This window comes from Vibrio sp. V42_P2S4T144 (assembly GCF_009904715.1).
Lineage (GTDB): Bacteria > Pseudomonadota > Gammaproteobacteria > Enterobacterales > Vibrionaceae > Vibrio > Vibrio alginolyticus.
In genome coordinates this window covers 1-18,074 of sequence record NZ_WXWS01000049.1, presented here as the reverse complement: position 1 = coordinate 18,074, position 18,074 = coordinate 1, and the positions used below count along the sequence as shown (strand labels likewise).

The window sequence follows — 18,074 nt, the reverse complement described above, 5'->3', positions numbered from 1 at the left end:
CAACTACACTGGCCAGATGTGGCATTGGTGTCAGTGACGGCGATAGTGCTTAGTTTACTTGCGACGTGGTATCCTGCTTCGCGTGCCGCAAGGTTGAATCCGGCGGCTGTACTGAGTTCTAAATAGCGGATTGTTTTACAATATGCGAAAAACAAAAAGGACCGAATTCGGTCCTTTTTTGTATTTATCCGACTTGAGTAACATCGCGTTTCATTCTAACTGTTAGATGCCCCTCAACTGATAGCTCAAATGCTGATTTTTACGCAGTAAGGTCTTATCTTATTTTGCGTTTTTGCCAGCTCCGTACCACGGAGTAGCGCCAAAGCCCTCGAATTCCGAAGTAGCCAATAATCGCGGATACAACCCCACAAATTGCGCAGCCCAATAGAAATGGAGGTCCAATGGTGCTCATTTGCTGCATGATGAATTCCCACGATAGTTCAAAGTGAAAAGGTTGCGGGGGAAGACGCATCACTAGAGCACCTAGCTTGTACGCAAAGTAAAATAGCACAGGCATAGTGATAGGATTGCTGATCCATACCAAAGCGACGGAGAGGGGCAGATTGACACCCAACATAATGGCCAAACCAGCGGCCATGATCATTTGGCTCGGCAGCGGAACAAAAGCCATAAATAACCCGACAGCAAAAGCCCCTGATGCCGAGCGGCGGTTTAAGCACCACAAGTTTGGGTTGTACAACACATTGCCGAAGACCTTCAATGCTTTTTGGCGTTTGATCAATTCATGATCTGGCATGAAGCGTTTTATCAGCTTTCTAGGCATAGGACAGCATGACTCTCTCAGAAAAAAGTTGGACCTTGGCGTTATTTGTAGCGAGCGTAATCTCGTCAGCTTGGTGGCCGACAATACCAGATTGGCGTTGGTTGCTGCTGGGAATAATAACCACTGGCTCAATAATCAAATTACGTCGTGGCTTAATTAGCATAGGCGCAATTGCGGGCTTTATGGTTGTCATCGTCCACGGCAATGTATTGGAGTCTCAGAGACAAGCCCTTTTTCAAGCAGGGGAGAATATTACCATAATTGGTAAAGTTGACAGCCCTTTTACGCAAATAAGTCACGGTTATGAAGGTATTGTCGCTATAGAAGCGGTAAATTCTCAAACTCTGTTACCTTTTCTTAAACCTAAAATCCGTCTTATTACGCCTTTTCCACTCGATGTTAACAGTGAGTTTACGACATCCATCTCGTTAAAGCCGATTACAGGTCTACGCAACGAAGCTGGCTTTGATGCTGAAAAGCACGCGATGGGTAAAAATATTATCGCCCGAGCGGTTGTTAACAAAGACGCTCAGTGGATTGTTCGTTCTAATGTATCTCTGCGTCAATCCATTATTGCCGATGTCGCTGATGATGTGTCTTCCCTTCATCATTTCTCGTTAATAAGTGCGTTAGTTTTTGCTGACCGTTCTTGGTTGTCTAAGGAAGATTGGCAAGCGCTCAGGGACAGTGGTTTACTGCATTTGGTCTCCATTTCTGGTTTACATATTGGTATGGCGTTTACTTTTGGGCTAGTCGTGGGCGGTACCGTTCGTTATCTATTACCCCAATACCAGTTGTTACCTAGCTTATATGGGCTGATCTTCGCTGTTGCCTACGCTTGGTTAGCGGATTTCTCTCTGCCTACTACGCGAGCAGTGTCGGTATGCGTTGTTTACGTTCTCCTGAAGTATACTCTGGTGCACTGGACTTCTTGGCGAGTTCTTTTGCTTGCAGTATCTCTACAACTGCTTGTCCAACCTTTTGCATCCTACAGTATGAGCTTTTGGTTATCGTACCTCTCCGTTTGTGCGGTATTGTTCGCAATTAATTTGATTCGACATCAAAGGGGAGGTTGGAAAGCGCGATTAAAGGCGTTATTGCTTACTCAATTGATGTTGAGCGCTTTAATCGTACCTGTTAGTGGCCATTTCTTCTCCGGTTTTAGTTTGTCCTCAATAGCCTACAACTTGGTATTTATTCCTTGGTTCGGATTTATCGTTGTACCTTTGATGTTTCTAGCCCTGTTCTCATCTTTGTTTCTTGAAATGATAGCGAAGCCTCTGTGGCATTTGGTGGACTGGTCATTACAGCCATTGAGCACGTCAATACAGTACGCAGTAGGTTCTTGGCAACCCATTAGCATGGAAATGACAATGCTGGTTATGGTGATAGTGGTTTGGTTAATATTTCAACGGTTCATGTCTCAGTACGCGTGGTATTTGTTACTCGGCATCGTTATTAGTATCAAGTTTGCAGCGGAGTATGAACCGCATTGGCGTATCGATGTATTAGATGTAGGTCATGGCCTTGCAGTGGTTGTAGAAAAAGACGACAAGGTGTTGCTGTATGACACTGGTAAAGCATGGCAAAGCGGCAGTATCGCAGAGCAGGTCGTCACTCCGGTTTTGCATCAACGAGGTTATGAAAGCATAGATACACTGATTCTAAGCCATTCCGATAATGATCACGCAGGCGGCCGCTTTTTCATTGAAGATGCCTTTTCTCCACAGCGTAAACTTAGTAGTCAATTCTTTATCGAATATGAGCCTTGCACTAGAGGCGACCAATGGAAATGGCAAGGATTAAACATGGAAGTGCTCTGGCCTCCTGCACTTGTTCAACGTGCGTATAATCCGCACTCCTGTGTATTACGACTTACTGACCCTATTTCTAACTTTAGTATGCTTTTTACTGGTGATATTGAGGCCATTAGCGAGTGGATTTTGCTTAGAGAACCCGGAAAGTTACAAAGCGATGTGATGCTAGTCCCTCACCACGGGAGTAAAAGTTCATCGAATCCTCGATTTATCGAGGCGGTGAGCCCGAGTGTGGCGGTTGCTTCTTTAGCAAAAAACAATCGATGGGGAATGCCAGCGGAAAATGTCGTTGCTTCATACCGAAAGCTTGGCGTTACTTGGCTTGATACTGGTGAGGGTGGTCAGGTAAGCTTCTTTATTCACCGTGATAATTGGCGCTCAGAAACCAAACGTAGCGATACATTTGAGCCTTGGTATAGGCAGATGCTGCGTAAGGGAGTAGAATGAGAGTCTTAATGTAAGAAAATAAAGCACTTCTATGTCGATAAATACTGATGAAACGACTTGGCAGACGTTTAAGCGTCTATGGCAATTTATTCGCCTTTATAAGTCAGGTCTTGTCGTTGCAGTCATTGCATTAGTTATTAATGCTATATCAGATACCTATATGATTTCCCTGCTAAAACCACTACTCGATGAAGGTTTTGGGAACGCTGAATCTGATTTTTTACGCACGCTTCCATTGATTATTTTTGCCATGATGTTCATCCGTGGCATAAGTGGATTTGTCTCCACCTACTGTTTGAGCTGGGTATCTGGCAACGTAGTTATGCAAGTCCGTCGCATGGTGTTCAATCACTTTATGCATATGCCAGTGTCTTACTTTGATAAGGAAAAGACGGGCAACTTATTGTCGCGTATAACCTACGACTCAGAGCAAGTATCAGCGGCAACTAGCCAAGCGTTGGTGAGCATTGTGCGTGAAGGCGCAAGTATCATTGGTCTGTTAGTCTTGATGTTTTACAACAGCTGGCAATTGTCGCTAGTGCTGTTTGCTGTTGCTCCCGTTGTGGCATGGGGTATTGGTGTTGTTTCTAAACGTTTTAGAAAAATATCCAAAAATATGCAGACCATGATGGGTAACGTAACTGCATCAGCAGAGCAGATGCTGAAAGGCCATAAAGTTGTGTTGAGCTATGGCGGCCAAGACATCGAACGTAAACGATTTGAAAAAGTCAGCAACCAAATGCGTCAACAAAGCATGAAGTTGGTGACGGCTCAAGCGGCGGCTAATCCTATCATCCAAATGATTGCATCACTTGCAATTGTTGCCGTTCTTTATTTAGCAAGTATTGATTCGATTAAAGAGCAACTGACTCCAGGTACATTTACTGTTGTGTTCTCTGCAATGTTTGGTCTGATGCGCCCACTTAAAGCGCTGACTAACGTTACTTCTCAGTTCCAACGTGGTATGGCCGCGAGCCAAACGCTCTTCGCGTTAATTGACCTCGAGCCTGAGAAAAACGAAGGTAAGTTGACAGTTGAACGCGCAAATGGCGATGTTTCAGTTAAAAACGTAAGCTTTACTTACACTGGTGCAGAAAAACCAGCATTGGAAAATGTCAGCTTCGATATTCCAAGAGGAAAAACGGTGGCGCTAGTTGGCCGTTCTGGCTCAGGTAAAAGTACCATCGCGAACTTGTTCAACCGCTTCTATGATGTTGACAGTGGATCTATCACATTAGATGGGCATGATATTCGTGATTACGAGCTAAAGAATTTACGTCAGCAATTTGCACTAGTATCGCAAAATGTTCATTTGTTTAATGACACGATAGCAAACAATATTGCGTACGCAACGGATGGCCAATACGAGCGCAGTGATATCGAGAAAGCGGCAACACTCGCGCATGCGATGGAGTTCATCGGCAAAATGGATGATGGACTTGATACCATGATTGGTGAAAATGGTGCTAGCTTGTCTGGTGGTCAACGCCAACGTGTTGCGATTGCGCGAGCTCTATTGCGTGATGCTCCAGTGCTGATTCTTGATGAGGCAACTTCGGCTTTGGATACCGAATCCGAGCGAGCTATTCAAGCTGCACTTGATGAGCTGCAAAAAGACAAAACGGTACTTGTAATAGCGCACCGCTTATCCACAATCGAGAAAGCCGATGAAATTCTTGTGGTTGATGATGGTGCCATCATTGAACGTGGCAACCACGCTGAGCTTATTGAGAAAAATGGTGCGTATGCACAATTGCACCGTATTCAGTTTGGTGAATAAGCGCGGTGATTGAAAAAATCTGGTTTGAAAGCCATCCAATAAAATATCTCTTGTGGCCGCTTTTGTGGCCACTGAGTTTATTATTTGGAGCGATAAGCAAGTCAAAGCGAAAGCAATACCAAACTGGCCGCAAGCAAGCTTATAATGCGCCTATACCTGTTGTTGTGGTTGGCAATATCACTGCTGGTGGCAATGGTAAAACACCAGTTGTTGTGTGGCTTGTTGAGCAACTACAGCAAATGGGCTTTAAGCCGGGGGTTGTTTCTCGTGGTTATGGGGCAAAGGCTCCTGCCTATCCGTTAGTGCTAAAAGAAGATACGCCAGCGAAGCATTGTGGCGATGAACCTAAGTTGATTCATCGCCGTACAGGAGCACCTGTTGCGGTAGATCCTGTGCGTTCAAATGCAGTGAAAGCACTGCTAGATTTGGATGTGGATATCATAATTACGGATGATGGATTACAACATTATGCGTTAGGCCGTGATATTGAGTTAGTGATTGTGGATGGGAATCGCCGGTTTGGGAATGAAAGCCTGATTCCATTAGGTCCTTTACGTGAAGGTATTGAGCGACTTAAAGAAGTCGACTTTATCATCACCAATGGCGGTCAAGCGCATACGGGCGAAATCGCAATGGCTTTAGCACCCTCTAAAGCTATTAATCTTAAGACTAAGCAACATGTGGATGTCTCGGAGTTGAAAGATCTCGTCGCATTTGCGGGCATTGGGCATCCTCCGCGTTTTTTTCATACACTAAACTCGATGAACGCAGATGTTAAAGTCACAAAAGGTTTTGCTGACCATCAAGACTTTGATCAACAAGAATTAGAAGCATTGGCTCAACAAGGGACCAATGTGATTATGACCGAGAAAGATGCCGTCAAGTGCAGCCATTATGCGCAAGATAATTGGTGGTATCTGCCTGTATCTGCCCAGTTTGAGTCAAACGATGCAGAGCAAATTTTAAATAGAATAAAAGAGGTTAAAGCGGCTTATGGATCACCGTCTACTTGAGATTGTAGCTTGCCCTGTTTGCAAAGGTAAGCTGACGTACGATAAAGATAATCAAGAGTTGATCTGCAAATTGGATCGCCTTGCTTACCCGATCAAAGAGGGTATTCCAGTTCTGCTAGAGCCTGAAGCTCGCACTATGAGCATGGATGAGGGACGCTAATGTCTTTTACGGTTGTCATCCCTTCGCGCTACGCATCGAGCCGTTTGCCTGGTAAACCGCTAGCGGATATTGGTGGTAAGCCTATGGTTCAGTGGGTTTATGAACAAGCGCTACAAGCGGGTGCGGAAGATGTCATCGTTGCAACTGATGACGAGCGTGTTGCGAAAGCGGTTTCGTCATTTGGTGGTAAAGTTTGTATGACCTCTCCCCACCACGAATCAGGTACGGAGCGTCTTGCAGAAGTTGTTGAAAAAATGGCTATTCCGTCAGACCACATTATTGTTAATGTGCAAGGGGATGAGCCTTTGATTCCGCCGTCCATCATTCGTCAGGTTGCTGATAACTTATCTGGGTGTGAAGCCCCGATGGCGACGTTAGCTGTAGAAATAGACTCGGAAGAGGAAGTGTTCAACCCGAACGCTGTTAAAGTTGTCGCAGATGAGCAAGGCTATGCGTTGTACTTTAGTCGAGCAACCATCCCTTGGGATCGCGATAACTTTGCTAAACAAGACAAAACCATTGCCAACCCATTAATGCGTCATATTGGTATTTATGCTTATCGAGCTGGTTTCATTAATACGTATGTCAATTGGGCACCAAGTGCATTAGAGCAGATTGAGTGTCTTGAGCAACTGCGAGTGCTTTGGTACGGTGAAAAAATTCATGTGGCGGTAGCGAAAGAAGCACCAGCGGCAGGGGTTGATACGCCCGAAGACCTAGAAGCCGTGCGCGCGATTGTTGCAAAGCAAGCGTAACAAATGCTCAGATAGATTTAAGAATAAACAAGGCTCCTGAATTAGGAGCCTTTTTGTTTTACTTGTATCGAGGTATTAGTTAAATGTTAGTGTCGTATTGGTTCCGTTTAGGGCAGGTCGCTAAGACCTCTCGGTGACCGGTGTCTTTCACTTCTTGGAGAATGACATCAAAGCCCCATAATCGATACACGTGCTTTAGAACTTCTTCGTAACTATCATCAAGTGGGATGCGGTTGTGAGGAACGTACTGCAACGTAAGCGATCGATCACCACGGACATCGACATTAAACACCTGAATGTTTGGCTCAAGATTAGATAAGTTATACTGAGCAGCTAAGGTTTCTCTAATGCGTTTATAACCCATCTCGTCGTGTATCGCAGCGACTTCAATAAAGTTCTTATGATCATCATCGTTGATCGCAAACAGCTTGAAATCACGCATTAATTTCGGAGAAAGGTATTGGCTAATAAAGCTTTCATCTTTGAAATTATGCATCGCGAAATGCACAGCATCTAACCAGTCGGTTCCTGCCAAGTCTGGAAACCACTCTTTGTCCTCATCAGTTGGTTCTTCACAGATACGCTTAATATCTCGGAACATGGCAAAGCCTAACGCGTAGGGGTTAATGCCATTAAAGTAAGGGCTGTTATAAGGTGGCTGAGCCACGACACTGGTGTGGCTATGTAAGAACTCTAGAATGAACTTTTCAGACACCAAGCCCTCATCATAAAGATGGTTGAGTATGGTGTAGTGCCAGAACGTTGCCCAGCCTTCATTCATGACTTGCGTTTGTTTTTGCGGATAAAAATACTGACTGATCTTACGGACGATCCGAACAACTTCACGTTGCCATGGCTCTAGCAACGGCGCATGTTTTTCGAAGAAGTAGAGCAAGTTTTCCTGAGGCTCGCTTGGGAATCGCTCTTTAATGTCTTCCTCTTTCGTCTTGGCTGTTGGTACCGTGCGCCAAAGCTCATTAACTTGAGATTGTAGGTATGCTTCGCGTTCTTCTTGTCTTGCTTTTTCCTCTGTAATTGAGATTTTCTCTGGACGCTTGTAGCGGTCTACACCAAAGTTCATTAACGCGTGACAAGAGTCGAGCAGCTTTTCCACTTCTTTTACGCCATATCGTTCTTCACATTCGGCTAAGTACTTTTTGGCGAACAGCAGATAGTCGATAATAGAACTGGCGTCAGTCCACGTTTGGAATAGGTAATTACCTTTGAAAAAAGAGTTATGGCCGTAACACGCGTGTGCTATCACGAGTGCTTGCATTGTTACCGTATTTTCTTCCATCAAATAAGCAATACAAGGGTCGGAGTTAATCACAATCTCGTAGGCTAGCCCCATTTGACCATGTTTATAGTTCTGCTCTGTTTGAATGAATTTTTTACCAAATGACCAGTGGTTGTAATTGATTGGCATGCCGATGCTTGAATAGGCATCCATCATCTGTTCTGAAGTAATCACTTCTATTTGGTTAGGGTAAGTGTCTAGGCGATAATGCTCCGCGACACGCTTAATTTCTTTGTGGTATCGCTCTAACAGCTCAAATGTCCAATCTGGTCCATCTGGCAACACTTTACTGTTACGCTTCTTAGGCGCCTCTCCTGAGAGGTTTCTCGTTGCGGTATTCATCGCTAGCCTCCTTACGCCGTTTCTTTTTGGAATAGTTCACGAAAGACTGGGAAAATATCCTCCACAGAGCGAATGTTTTTCATTGCGAAATTAGGAAACTCTTCAGTGAGTTTTTCGTACTCATGCCATAGAGTTTGGTGCGAGCGCCGCGTGATCTCTATGTAAGAGTAGTACTGACAGTTTGGAAGTAATTTGTTCACTAACAGATCCCGGCATCTTGGCGAATCATCTGCCCAGTTGTCACCGTCGGATGCTTGAGCTGCATATATGTTCCACTGACCAATCGGGTATCGCTCTTTTACTATTTCATCCATTAACTTGAGCGCGCTAGATACAATGGTACCCCCGGTTTCTTGTGAATAGAAAAATTCGTGCTCGTCCACTTCCTTCGCTTGGGTATGGTGGCGGATAAAGACGACTTCGACATTCTCGTAGGTACGAGTTAAGAACAAGTACAAAAGAACATAGAAGCGTTTTGCGATGTCTTTCGTTGCCTGATCCATCGAACCGGATACGTCCATTAGACAGAACATGACCGCTTGGCTCGATGGTACCGGGCGTTTCTCATAGTTCTTGAAGCGTAAGTCGAAGGTATCGATGAACGGCACGCTTTCGATTTTCTTGCGCAGTTCTTCAATTTCAGCCTTCAAGCGGTTCTCTTCAAACTGCTGAGCAGGTTCAATATTTTTGATGCGAGCAAGTTCGTCTTCTAACTCTTTAAGAAGTCGTTTTTTACCGGCAGTCATTGCAGTACGGCGCGCAAGAGATTGTTGCAGAGAACGTACTACGGCGATATTGGAAGGGATACCGGCAGTTTGAAAGCCTGCACGGTGTGTTTTCCATTCAGTGATTTTGGCAATTTGGTTTTTTTCTAGATTAGGCAGCTCGAGATCTTCGAACAAAATATCGAGGTACTCATCTTTTGATATTTGGAATACAAATTCGTCTTGGCCTTCTCCATCTGGACTGGCGTTCCCTTCTCCTGAGCCGCTACCCTGACCGCCACCTTTGGGACGCTCAATTTTATCACCAGTAATAAATTGATCGTTACCGGGATGAACTCGTTCGCGAACACCACCTTTGCCTTGATGAAATATAGGCTCATTGATGTCTTTGTGAGGGATAGAGACGTCTTCGCCCGTTTCCGTATTCGTAATCGAGCGTCGATTCACTGCGTCTGCTACCGACTCTTTTATTTGCTCTTTGTGGCGCTTCAAGAAGCGCTGTCGATTAACAGCGCTCTTGTTCTTGCCATTGAGCCTTCGGTCTATAAATTGCGCCATGAAATAGCCCTCTTCATGTTTCACAAGCGACCTAACTCAATACTGGGTTAGGATGACTTACGTACTCGTAGGTACCACTCAGAAAGTAGGCGAACCTGTTTCTCGGTATAGCCTTTTTCCATCATGCGAGCGACAAAGTCGTCGTGCTTCTTCTGATCTTCAGAAGAGGTTTTCGCATTAAATGAGATAACCGGAAGTAGCTCTTCGGTATTGGAGAACATTTTCTTCTCGATTACTGTGCGCAGTTTTTCGTAGCTGGTCCAAACCGGGTTTTGACCATTGTTATTCGCTTTCGCACGAAGCACAAAGTTAACGATTTCGTTTCGGAAATCTTTCGGGTTAGAAATACCAGCTGTTTTTTCGATCTTCTCTAGCTCAGCATTCAGTGAAGAGCGATCAAATAGCTGACCAGTTTCTGGATCTCGGTACTCTTGGTCTTGAATCCAGAAGTCTGCATAGGTGACATATCGGTCGAAAATGTTTTGGCCGTACTCAGAGTAAGACTCAAGATAAGCGGTCTGAATCTCTTTACCGATAAATTCAACGTATCGAGGTACTAGGTAGCCTTTCAAGAACTCGAGATATTTCTCTGCTGTTTCAGCAGGGAACTGTTCGCGCTCAACCTGTTGTTCAATCACATAGAATAGATGTACAGGGTTGGCTGCCACTTCGGTTTGGTCGAAGTTAAATACGCGTGACAAAATCTTAAAGGCAAAACGTGTTGAGAGACCGTTCATGCCTTCATCGACACCAGCATAATCACGATACTCTTGATAGCTTTTTGCCTTTGGATCCGTATCTTTCAGCGTTTCACCGTCGTATACGCGCATCTTAGAGAAGATGGACGAGTTTTCAGGCTCTTTAAGTCGAGAAAGAATACTGAATTGTGCCAGAGTCTCGAGCGTGCTTGGTGAACAAGGGGCTTGAGACAACTCACTGTTTTCAAGAAGTTTTTGGTAGATTTTGACTTCTTCTGAAACACGTAGACAGTAAGGTACTTTCACAATATAAACACGGTCCAAGAACGCTTCATTGTTCTTGTTGTTACGGAAGGTCTGCCACTCAGATTCGTTTGAGTGAGCCAGAATCATACCGTCGAATGGAATCGCAGAAAGGCCTTCTGTACCGTTGAAGTTGCCTTCTTGCGTTGCTGTTAGCAGCGGGTGAAGCACTTTGATTGGTGCTTTGAACATCTCAACGAATTCCATTAAACCTTGGTTTGCTTTACACAGCGCACCGGAGTAGCTGTAAGCGTCTGGATCGTCTTGCGAATAGTGTTCAAGCTTACGAATATCGACTTTACCAACCAATGATGAGATATCTTGGTTGTTTTCATCGCCTGGTTCAGTTTTGGCAATACCGATTTGGTCAAGGATAGAAGGGCGTACTTTCACTACTTTAAATTTGGTGATATCACCACCAAACTCGTGAAGACGTTTAGCAGCCCAAGGAGACATGATCGAGCGAAGATAACGGTGCTCGATGCCATACTCTTTTTTCAAAATATCGCCATCTTCTGTGGCTTTGAATAGGCAGAATGGATGGTCATTCACTGGGCTGCGTTCGCCGTTAGCAGTAAGAACATAAATAGGCATCTGTTCCATCAGAGCCTTAAGCTTTTCTGCAAGCGAAGACTTACCGCCACCTACAGGGCCGAGTAGGTAAAGAATCTGCTTACGCTCTTCTAGGCCTTGCGCCGCATGTTTTAGGTAAGACACAATTTGTTCTATAGCATCTTCCATGCCATAAAAGTCTTTAAAGGTTTCATAACGAGAGATAACACGATTCGAGAAGATTCGGCTTAGTCTCGGATCCTTTGCCGTATCGATTATCTCTGGTTCACCAATCGCCATCAGTAGGCGTTCTGCTGCATTAGCATAAGCGCTTTTGTCATCTTTACACAGGGCTAAAAACTCCTGTAACGACATCTCTTCATCTTTTGCAGCTTCATATCTTGATTGATAGTGGTCGAAAATACTCATGTCGCTTTCCCCTTTAATAGTCAGTCTACCGACGAACGTTGATTCAGGCTTTCCACCAACAGTTATGCTCGTTGTTGTTTGAATATACGTCCTGTTATCACATTTGGTTCGTACAGAATGTAAGATTGGCGACACCAAAGACTTTGCTTTATGGACGGTTTTTCGTTACAACGGTGAGCGGTGGATATGAATTTTTCAATCACAGCCTTTCTCTACTTAAGCCTAGTCGGGGATTTGCAATTTTGCTTAACAATTATGAATTTATTGTAAAAGTGACATTTGAATCACTCTTTTATTAAGGACGAGTTTATGTCGTGAATAGGTGCAATAGAAATCAAATATTTGGCAAAGACAGAAGAGTCTCAGTGATTCGTTGTTCTACATTGAGCAAGGTAAGTGAAAGAGGTAGGAAGAGAGCAAAGTCTTAGATAAGTTTGTGACAGGGTAAATAACAAGGAGAGCGGGCGCTCTCCTCATTCTTAGACGACCATTTTATGCGCTGAAGATTTGCGCTAGTTCGTTTTCACATAAATGATACTGACGAGGGCAGTTACGCCAAGTTTGCAGCATACGGCGGTATTTATCTAGCATCGGCATTTGGCTGTTAAAGTGATGATCTGCCTTGTCAAACTGAGGGTACAAACCTTCAGAATCGATGAGAAAACGTACGTAATGTACTTGTTGCGCTTCTGAAGCAATATCAAATCCCAAGAACTTCAAGCGGCGCTGATCTACGTTGCTGCGATCTTCATCGTCTAGCATGTTGTAAGATTCTTGCATCGCATGATACATCTCCATAACGTCGATGATCTCACGACACTCTGCTTCTGAGAGGCAGCCGAAATCTTTGTTCAACTCTCGCATTTGTAGTTCATAACCACGTTCAACGATCGTTTGTAAGCGTTTGTATTTGGCCGCATTACTTGGATCAAGTTGAGACATAAGGTTGTATTGGTTTGATAGAATCAAACGTTGAGCGTTTGACATTTCCATGGTGACCTCACTAGATATCTAATACATTTTTAATGTGCTTAGGTTAACGCTTAAGACATGAGTGAAACATGATCTCAACACATATTTAATACTAAAAAATGGCAAGAACTGTCACTTTTGACCAGTTTGAAAACACTTATTTATGGTAATGATTGTATATGTAGTCTCGGTCTGAAAATACTCTCAGCCACTCTGGCTTGAATACGGTTAAAACCGCCAGTGCCATACCATTTAATAGACCTTCTGGAAAGGCGAGCAACGGCACAAAAACAAAGTAGTTATGTTGAATGGTTTCCCAATCGTAGTGACCAACTGATAGGTGATAAAAAGAGTTAATGATGAGGTGCAGACTTCCTGTTATCGCGCCATTGAAAAATCCAGCAACGAAGATGAAAACAAAAATGTTTCGTGGCAAGTAGTGGTAACTCAGAAGAAACACTAAGTAACTAATGAAAATCGGAATTAGGGCAGATAGAACTAACGACGTGGGTAAGAGTAGCAAGGACACATCATGTAGTAGGTGGTTGACCAACATAGCGGGAATGCTGAGTAGAAATGCCATGCGCCAACCATACATCATCGTCAGCGTTGTTAGTGCAAGAAAATGAATCTGTAATCCTTCTTTTACACCTGCTTGAGCGGCCCATAAAATACTGAAAAAGAAGAGCGTTGCAAAAACGAGGTGCTGAAATCCTTTCTCTTTTTCCAGTTTTGGCCAAACGACTTTTTTCCAATCTGGTAGGCAGTAGACTACTACTATCCAAATTGAGACAACAAGAGAGCCTAAGTTAAACAAATCCATGTTACTTCCTTCCTATGCGAACATGACGCAATCATTTCTATCGTTCTTTTTATACCTAAATGACCGCAGAGAAACTCACTGATAAGGCTTAGATATAATCAAAAAAATACCAGCAATAAGCTGGTATCTTAAAGAGGTTAGTCTTGCGGTTCACTTAGTATTTTACGTTATCGTTGTATTGAGCAAGAATGGATTGAATTTCATCCATGGTTTCTTTCGGTGGCGGGTTTACGCCTTCGAGTGGGTATTCTAAGCCTAACGCTTCCCACTTATGAGCCCCTAATTTGTGGTAAGGAAGTAACTCGACCTTTTCGATGTTATCCATGTCTTTAATAAATTCACCAAGCATGTGTGCTGCTTCTGGGTCATCTGTGTAACCAGGCACGACGACATAGCGAATCCATGTTTTCTTTCCGATTTTTTGTAAGTAACGAGCAAAGTCCAATGTGCGTCGGTTGGATACACCGATGAGATCTTGGTGCACTTCGTCTTTCATGTGTTTGATGTCAAGCATGACTAAGTCTGTTGCATCCAGTACTTCATCGATAACATCAGTGTGCTTACGAACATAACCGTTAGTATCTAGACATGTATGAATGCCTTCGGCTTTAGCAGCGCGGAAAAAATCACGTACGAATTCCGGTTGAAGCATCGCTTCGCCGCCAGAACAAGTAACGCCACCACCTGATGCATTCATGAAGTGGCGGTAACTTTTCGCTTCGGAAATGATTTCTTCAACCGTGACTTCTTTGCCATCATGCGTGTCCCAAGTATCGCGGTTATGGCAATACTTACAGCGCATTAAACAACCTTGCAAGAAGACGATAAATCGAATACCAGGTCCGTCTACGGTACCACATGACTCAAATGAGTGAATACGACCAGCTGTTGACATCTTTTGCTCTCATTACTAGTAAATTCTAGCTGTTATTTTATTACAAAAAGCAGGGTTAAAACAGCTTTGTCGGTACTAAAGGCAAGGTTATTTGAAGAAAGAAAATAGATGGAGCCAATCTACATAAACGCTTGAACACGAGGTGGTTAATACCTACCCCGAGAACTTGCCGTGTATCTAGATTGACTTCGATGCTGGGATAATCCAGTTTTTAGAAAAAGGCGAACACGGAGAACGAGCCTGTCCCATAAACATCGGTTTGGGCTTCTTCATAATCCGGTGTTTTAATTGTAAAGGTGATGCTTGCACCGTAATTTTGGTTGTACCAAGATACCCCCGCGACGGCACTTGCTTGCCAATTTTGCAGTGTGACGTCGTATGGCGCTGACGGTTCAGGAATGCCAGGACGATCTCCTTCGATAGTCATGTCATTAAAGCGGTAACGACCTTCAAACCCGGTGAACAAGAACCAACTCGACGTGTTCTGAGCGATCATACTTGCTGAGAAAGGGCTTTCGACGCTGATATTGGCGGCTCCGATGCTATTCGCTAGGTTTGTACCCCAACGAAACATGACGCCTTGAGAGACATCACTACGGAAGTTACCCGCATTGATGTCGTTAATGTTGGTAATCTCCCATTGTGTTTTTTGTTCTTCGCTGCGCATCAATTTGTTAAATACGCGGTAACCAAGGCTGAACGCAACTTTATCTTCAATCTGGTAATCCCAACCTTGAGGGTCCGTCGATCCTGTTATGCCGTGAACGATTTCTTGCGCCTTTTCTGATAGCGAACTTTCACCCGTAGCTCCTATGGTGAAATTGTACCGTACAGCTTTGTCACTCGTTAGGGAAAGGTAGTTGATTTCGGTGTGTAGGTAACCGGCATATGGGCGATCATTGATTAGTGGATAATCGGCTTCAATGTCGCTTGGAGTCCACATTTTGTGGCCAAGAACCAACTCTATTTTATCGATATTGGCGTGCTCTGAGTTAGCTAGACTCAGCCATTTCCATTGGCTTTCTTGTGTCAGTTGGTCTGTCGCGTAAGAAAGGAAAACACCATTCGTATAGTCTTGATCGACGCCAAAAATACCATCGTTGTCGATGGTAAAAGAAACCGTAGACTTAGTGGATGCTATTGCAACTGGAGAAAGAAGGGTAAGAATAATTAATTTACTAAATCTCATAGACTTTATTTGCTAACTTTTTTCGCATCATACGTAAGAATGCGGGCAAAAGTCTTTCGCGATATCACAACTTTCATTCAAGAAATAAAAAAAGGCTGATGCTACTTAGCATCAGCCTTTGTTGTATTACTAGAACGTTATTTCGCTATAGTCTTATAGAGACTCAGTGAATGTACGCGCGATTACGTCAGCTTGTTGCTCTGCAGTTAGAGAGTTGAAGCGAACAGCGTAACCAGATACACGGATTGTTAGCTGAGGGTATTTCTCTGGGTGCTTAACTGCGTCTTCTAGAGTTTCACGGTTAAGAACGTTCACGTTTAGGTGTTGGCCACCTTCGATACCCGCTTCGTGGTGGAAGTAACCATCCATAAGACCAGCAAGGTTAGCGCGTTGTGAACCCTCATCTTTACCTAGCGCGTTAGGTACGATAGAGAATGTGTAAGAGATACCATCTTGTGCGTCAGCAAACGGCAGTTTAGCAACTGAAGTTAGTGATGCTACAGCACCTTTCTCGTCACGACCGTGCATTGGGTTTGCACCTGGAGCAAATGGAGCACCAGCACGACGACCGTCAGGCGTGTTACCAGTTTTCTTACCGTAAACCACGTTTGAAGTGATAGTAAGAATTGACTGAGTAGGGATTGCATCACGGTAAGTCTTAAGCTTACGGATTTTGCCCATAAATACAGAAACAAGTTCACATGCAATGTCATCAACGCGTGGGTCGTTGTTACCGAATTTAGGGTAATCGCCTTCGATTTCGAAGTCGATTGCTAGACCGTCTTCGTCACGAATTGGCTTAACTTTTGCGTATTTAATTGCAGATAGTGAGTCAGCCGCAACAGATAGACCAGCAATACCACAAGCCATAGTACGTTTAACGTCACGGTCGTGTAGAGCCATTAGTGCCGCTTCGTAGCTGTACTTATCGTGCATGAAGTGGATAGCGTTTAGTGCAGTCACATATTGTTTCGCTAGCCAATCCATGAAGTGGTCCATTTTCTCCCACAGTTCATCGTAGTTAAGAACATCGCCTTCGATCTTAGGCATTTGCGGGCCAACTTGGATTTTTAGCTTCTCATCCACACCACCGTTGATGGTGTAAAGCATTGTTTTCGCAAGGTTCGCACGAGCACCGAAGAACTGCATTTGCTTACCAACAACCATTGGGGATACACAACATGCGATCGCGTAGTCGTCAGAGTTCATGTCTGGACGCATTAGGTCGTCATTTTCGTACTGAATAGAAGAAGTATCGATAGATACTTTCGCACAGAACTTCTTGAAGCCTTCAGGTAGTTGCTCAGACCAAAGAACAGTGATGTTTGGCTCTGGAGAAGGACCCATAGTGTATAGTGAGTTTAGGAAACGGAAGTTTGTACGAGTAACTAGCGTACGACCGTCAAGACCCATACCACCCATAGACTCAGTTGCCCAGATAGGGTCGCCAGAGAATAGATCATCGTACTCAGGAGTACGTAGGAAACGAACCATACGTAGTTTCATTACGAAGTGGTCGATCATTTCCTGAGCTTGTTCTTCAGTTAGCTTACCAGCCGCGATATCACGTTCGATGAAGATGTCTAGGAACGTAGAAGTACGACCTAGAGACATAGCCGCACCGTTTTGAGATTTAACAGCAGCTAGGTAACCGAAGTAAGTCCACTGAATAGCTTCTTGCGCAGTTTCAGCAGGACGAGAAATATCACAACCGTATTTTGCAGCCATTTCTTTGATTTGACCTAGAGCACGGTGTTGCTCTGCGATCTCTTCACGAAGCTGCATTGTCATTTGTAGGTCTTCGCCGTTCTCAAAACGCTCTTGTAGAGAAGAGAACTGCGCGAATTTATCCTTCATTAGGAAGTCAATACCGTATAGAGCAACACGACGGTAGTCACCGATGATACGACCACGACCGTATGCATCTGGAAGACCAGTCAGTACGCCAGATTTACGACACGCCATGATTTGAGGAGTGTAGATATCGAAAACGCCTTGGTTGTGAGTTTTACGGTATTCTGTATAGATTTTTTTAACTTGTGGGTCTAGCTCGCGGTCGTAGGCTTTACATGAACCTTCAACCATGCGGATACCACCGTTAGGGATGATCGCACGTTTTAGAGGAGCGTCAGTTTGAAGACCTACGATAGTTTCTAGGTCTTTTTCGATGTAGCCTGCATCGTGAGCAGTGATGGTAGAGATAACTGAAGTATCAAAATCAACAGGAGCGTGAGTCGAGTTCTCTTGTTTGATGCCTTCCATTACCTTAGCCCAAAGCTTGTTAGTCGCTTCAGTACCTTCAGAAACTAGGAAAGATTCGTCGCCTTCGTACGGAGTGTAGTTCTTCTGAATGAAATCACGAACGTTTACTTCGTTTTGCCAGTCGCCTGCAGCAAAACCTTCCCAAGCTTTAGCAAATTGCTCTGCCATGACATACCTACCTTTTTAGTAGAAAAAAATACGTACTGCTTCGCCGTTGAGCCAGCTATCCCCAGATAAAAGAGGGGAACAGTACACTCTTATGAATAACAATAT

General features: G+C 44.1%; 14 protein-coding genes. 5 read left to right on the top strand and 9 right to left on the bottom strand.

Going from position 1 to position 18,074, the window contains the following annotated elements:
- Window positions 1-274: 274 nt before the first annotated feature.
- On the bottom strand, window positions 275-784 hold the full coding sequence (locus CAG68_RS01525; protein WP_005387834.1) for a DUF2062 domain-containing protein: 510 nt from the start codon (window positions 782-784) through the stop codon (window positions 275-277).
- An 8-nt stretch (window positions 785-792) separates the two neighbouring features.
- On the opposite strand from CAG68_RS01525, the gene CAG68_RS01520 reads away from it, so the two are divergent.
- Genes CAG68_RS01520 through kdsB form a run of 5 tightly spaced genes read left to right on the top strand, consistent with a single transcriptional unit; the run spans window position 793 to window position 6,756 of the window.
- Window positions 793-3,048 carry a DNA internalization-related competence protein ComEC/Rec2 gene (locus tag CAG68_RS01520; protein ID WP_086046605.1) on the top strand — a complete coding sequence of 752 codons (2,256 nt, stop codon included), beginning with the start codon at window positions 793-795 and terminating at the stop codon, window positions 3,046-3,048.
- Window positions 3,049-3,079: 31 nt separating this feature from the next.
- Window positions 3,080-4,828: a lipid A ABC transporter ATP-binding protein/permease MsbA gene (gene msbA, locus CAG68_RS01515; protein WP_042522131.1), complete on the top strand. Its 1,749-nt coding sequence runs from the start codon at window positions 3,080-3,082 to the stop codon at window positions 4,826-4,828.
- Between the two features lie 5 nt (window positions 4,829-4,833).
- The gene (lpxK, locus tag CAG68_RS01510) at window positions 4,834-5,841 is read left to right on the top strand and encodes a tetraacyldisaccharide 4'-kinase (protein WP_054729263.1); all 1,008 of its coding nucleotides are present in this window, start codon (window positions 4,834-4,836) and stop codon (window positions 5,839-5,841) included.
- A complete protein-coding gene (locus tag CAG68_RS01505; protein ID WP_005378451.1) occupies window positions 5,822-6,001 on the top strand; it encodes a Trm112 family protein in 180 nt (59 codons plus the stop codon). Before lpxK ends, CAG68_RS01505 begins: the two co-directional genes overlap by 20 nt.
- Window positions 6,001-6,756 (top strand): 3-deoxy-manno-octulosonate cytidylyltransferase, encoded by a 756-nt coding sequence (kdsB, locus tag CAG68_RS01500; protein ID WP_005378450.1) that lies wholly within the window; start codon window positions 6,001-6,003, stop codon window positions 6,754-6,756. The genes CAG68_RS01505 and kdsB overlap by 1 nt, the downstream gene beginning before the upstream one ends.
- Before the next feature lie 79 nt (window positions 6,757-6,835).
- Here the strand turns inward: kdsB and CAG68_RS01495 are convergent, their stop codons facing one another.
- The 8 genes from CAG68_RS01495 to pflB all read right to left on the bottom strand — a co-directional run bounded on the left by CAG68_RS01495 (window position 6,836) and on the right by pflB (window position 17,969).
- Entirely contained in the window at window positions 6,836-8,395 is a 1,560-nt protein-coding gene (locus CAG68_RS01495; RefSeq protein ID WP_005378449.1) for a SpoVR family protein, read from the bottom strand.
- Between the two features lie 11 nt (window positions 8,396-8,406).
- Window positions 8,407-9,678, bottom strand: coding sequence for a YeaH/YhbH family protein (locus CAG68_RS01490; RefSeq protein WP_005378448.1), 1,272 nt, complete (start codon window positions 9,676-9,678; stop codon window positions 8,407-8,409).
- Between the two features lie 47 nt (window positions 9,679-9,725).
- Window positions 9,726-11,660: a PrkA family serine protein kinase gene (locus CAG68_RS01485; protein ID WP_005378447.1), complete on the bottom strand. Its 1,935-nt coding sequence runs from the start codon at window positions 11,658-11,660 to the stop codon at window positions 9,726-9,728.
- 492 nt (window positions 11,661-12,152) lie between these two features.
- Entirely contained in the window at window positions 12,153-12,653 is a 501-nt protein-coding gene (locus CAG68_RS01480) for a YfbU family protein (RefSeq protein ID WP_005378446.1), read from the bottom strand.
- Between the two features lie 136 nt (window positions 12,654-12,789).
- A complete protein-coding gene (locus tag CAG68_RS01475; protein WP_053303246.1) occupies window positions 12,790-13,455 on the bottom strand; it encodes an energy-coupling factor ABC transporter permease in 666 nt (221 codons plus the stop codon).
- Window positions 13,456-13,609: 154 nt separating this feature from the next.
- Window positions 13,610-14,350 (bottom strand): pyruvate formate lyase 1-activating protein, encoded by a 741-nt coding sequence (gene pflA / locus CAG68_RS01470; protein WP_005378444.1) that lies wholly within the window; start codon window positions 14,348-14,350, stop codon window positions 13,610-13,612.
- A 211-nt stretch (window positions 14,351-14,561) separates the two neighbouring features.
- Window positions 14,562-15,539, bottom strand: coding sequence for a lipid A deacylase LpxR family protein (locus CAG68_RS01465; RefSeq protein ID WP_005387855.1), 978 nt, complete (start codon window positions 15,537-15,539; stop codon window positions 14,562-14,564).
- A 153-nt stretch (window positions 15,540-15,692) separates the two neighbouring features.
- Window positions 15,693-17,969, bottom strand: a complete 2,277-nt coding sequence (gene pflB, locus CAG68_RS01460; protein WP_017820022.1) for a formate C-acetyltransferase — start codon at window positions 17,967-17,969, stop codon at window positions 15,693-15,695.
- Window positions 17,970-18,074: the final 105 nt, after the last annotated feature.

Excerpts from the sequence above, each read along its gene's own strand:
- msbA (WP_042522131.1), top strand. The coding sequence starts at position 3,080 with ATGTCGATAAATACTGATGAAACGACTTGGCAGACGTTTAAGCGTCTA.
- CAG68_RS01495 (WP_005378449.1), bottom strand. The coding sequence starts at position 8,395 with ATGAATACCGCAACGAGAAACCTCTCAGGAGAGGCGCCTAAGAAGCGT.
- CAG68_RS01505 (WP_005378451.1), top strand. The coding sequence starts at position 5,822 with ATGGATCACCGTCTACTTGAGATTGTAGCTTGCCCTGTTTGCAAAGGT.
- CAG68_RS01465 (WP_005387855.1), bottom strand. The coding sequence starts at position 15,539 with ATGAGATTTAGTAAATTAATTATTCTTACCCTTCTTTCTCCAGTTGCA.
- CAG68_RS01490 (WP_005378448.1), bottom strand. The coding sequence starts at position 9,678 with ATGGCGCAATTTATAGACCGAAGGCTCAATGGCAAGAACAAGAGCGCT.
- pflA (WP_005378444.1), bottom strand. The coding sequence starts at position 14,350 with ATGTCAACAGCTGGTCGTATTCACTCATTTGAGTCATGTGGTACCGTA.
- CAG68_RS01480 (WP_005378446.1), bottom strand. The coding sequence starts at position 12,653 with ATGGAAATGTCAAACGCTCAACGTTTGATTCTATCAAACCAATACAAC.
- CAG68_RS01520 (WP_086046605.1), top strand. The coding sequence starts at position 793 with ATGACTCTCTCAGAAAAAAGTTGGACCTTGGCGTTATTTGTAGCGAGC.
- CAG68_RS01475 (WP_053303246.1), bottom strand. The coding sequence starts at position 13,455 with ATGGATTTGTTTAACTTAGGCTCTCTTGTTGTCTCAATTTGGATAGTA.
- kdsB (WP_005378450.1), top strand. The coding sequence starts at position 6,001 with ATGTCTTTTACGGTTGTCATCCCTTCGCGCTACGCATCGAGCCGTTTG.
- pflB (WP_017820022.1), bottom strand. The coding sequence starts at position 17,969 with ATGGCAGAGCAATTTGCTAAAGCTTGGGAAGGTTTTGCTGCAGGCGAC.
- CAG68_RS01525 (WP_005387834.1), bottom strand. The coding sequence starts at position 784 with ATGCCTAGAAAGCTGATAAAACGCTTCATGCCAGATCATGAATTGATC.
- CAG68_RS01485 (WP_005378447.1), bottom strand. The coding sequence starts at position 11,660 with ATGAGTATTTTCGACCACTATCAATCAAGATATGAAGCTGCAAAAGAT.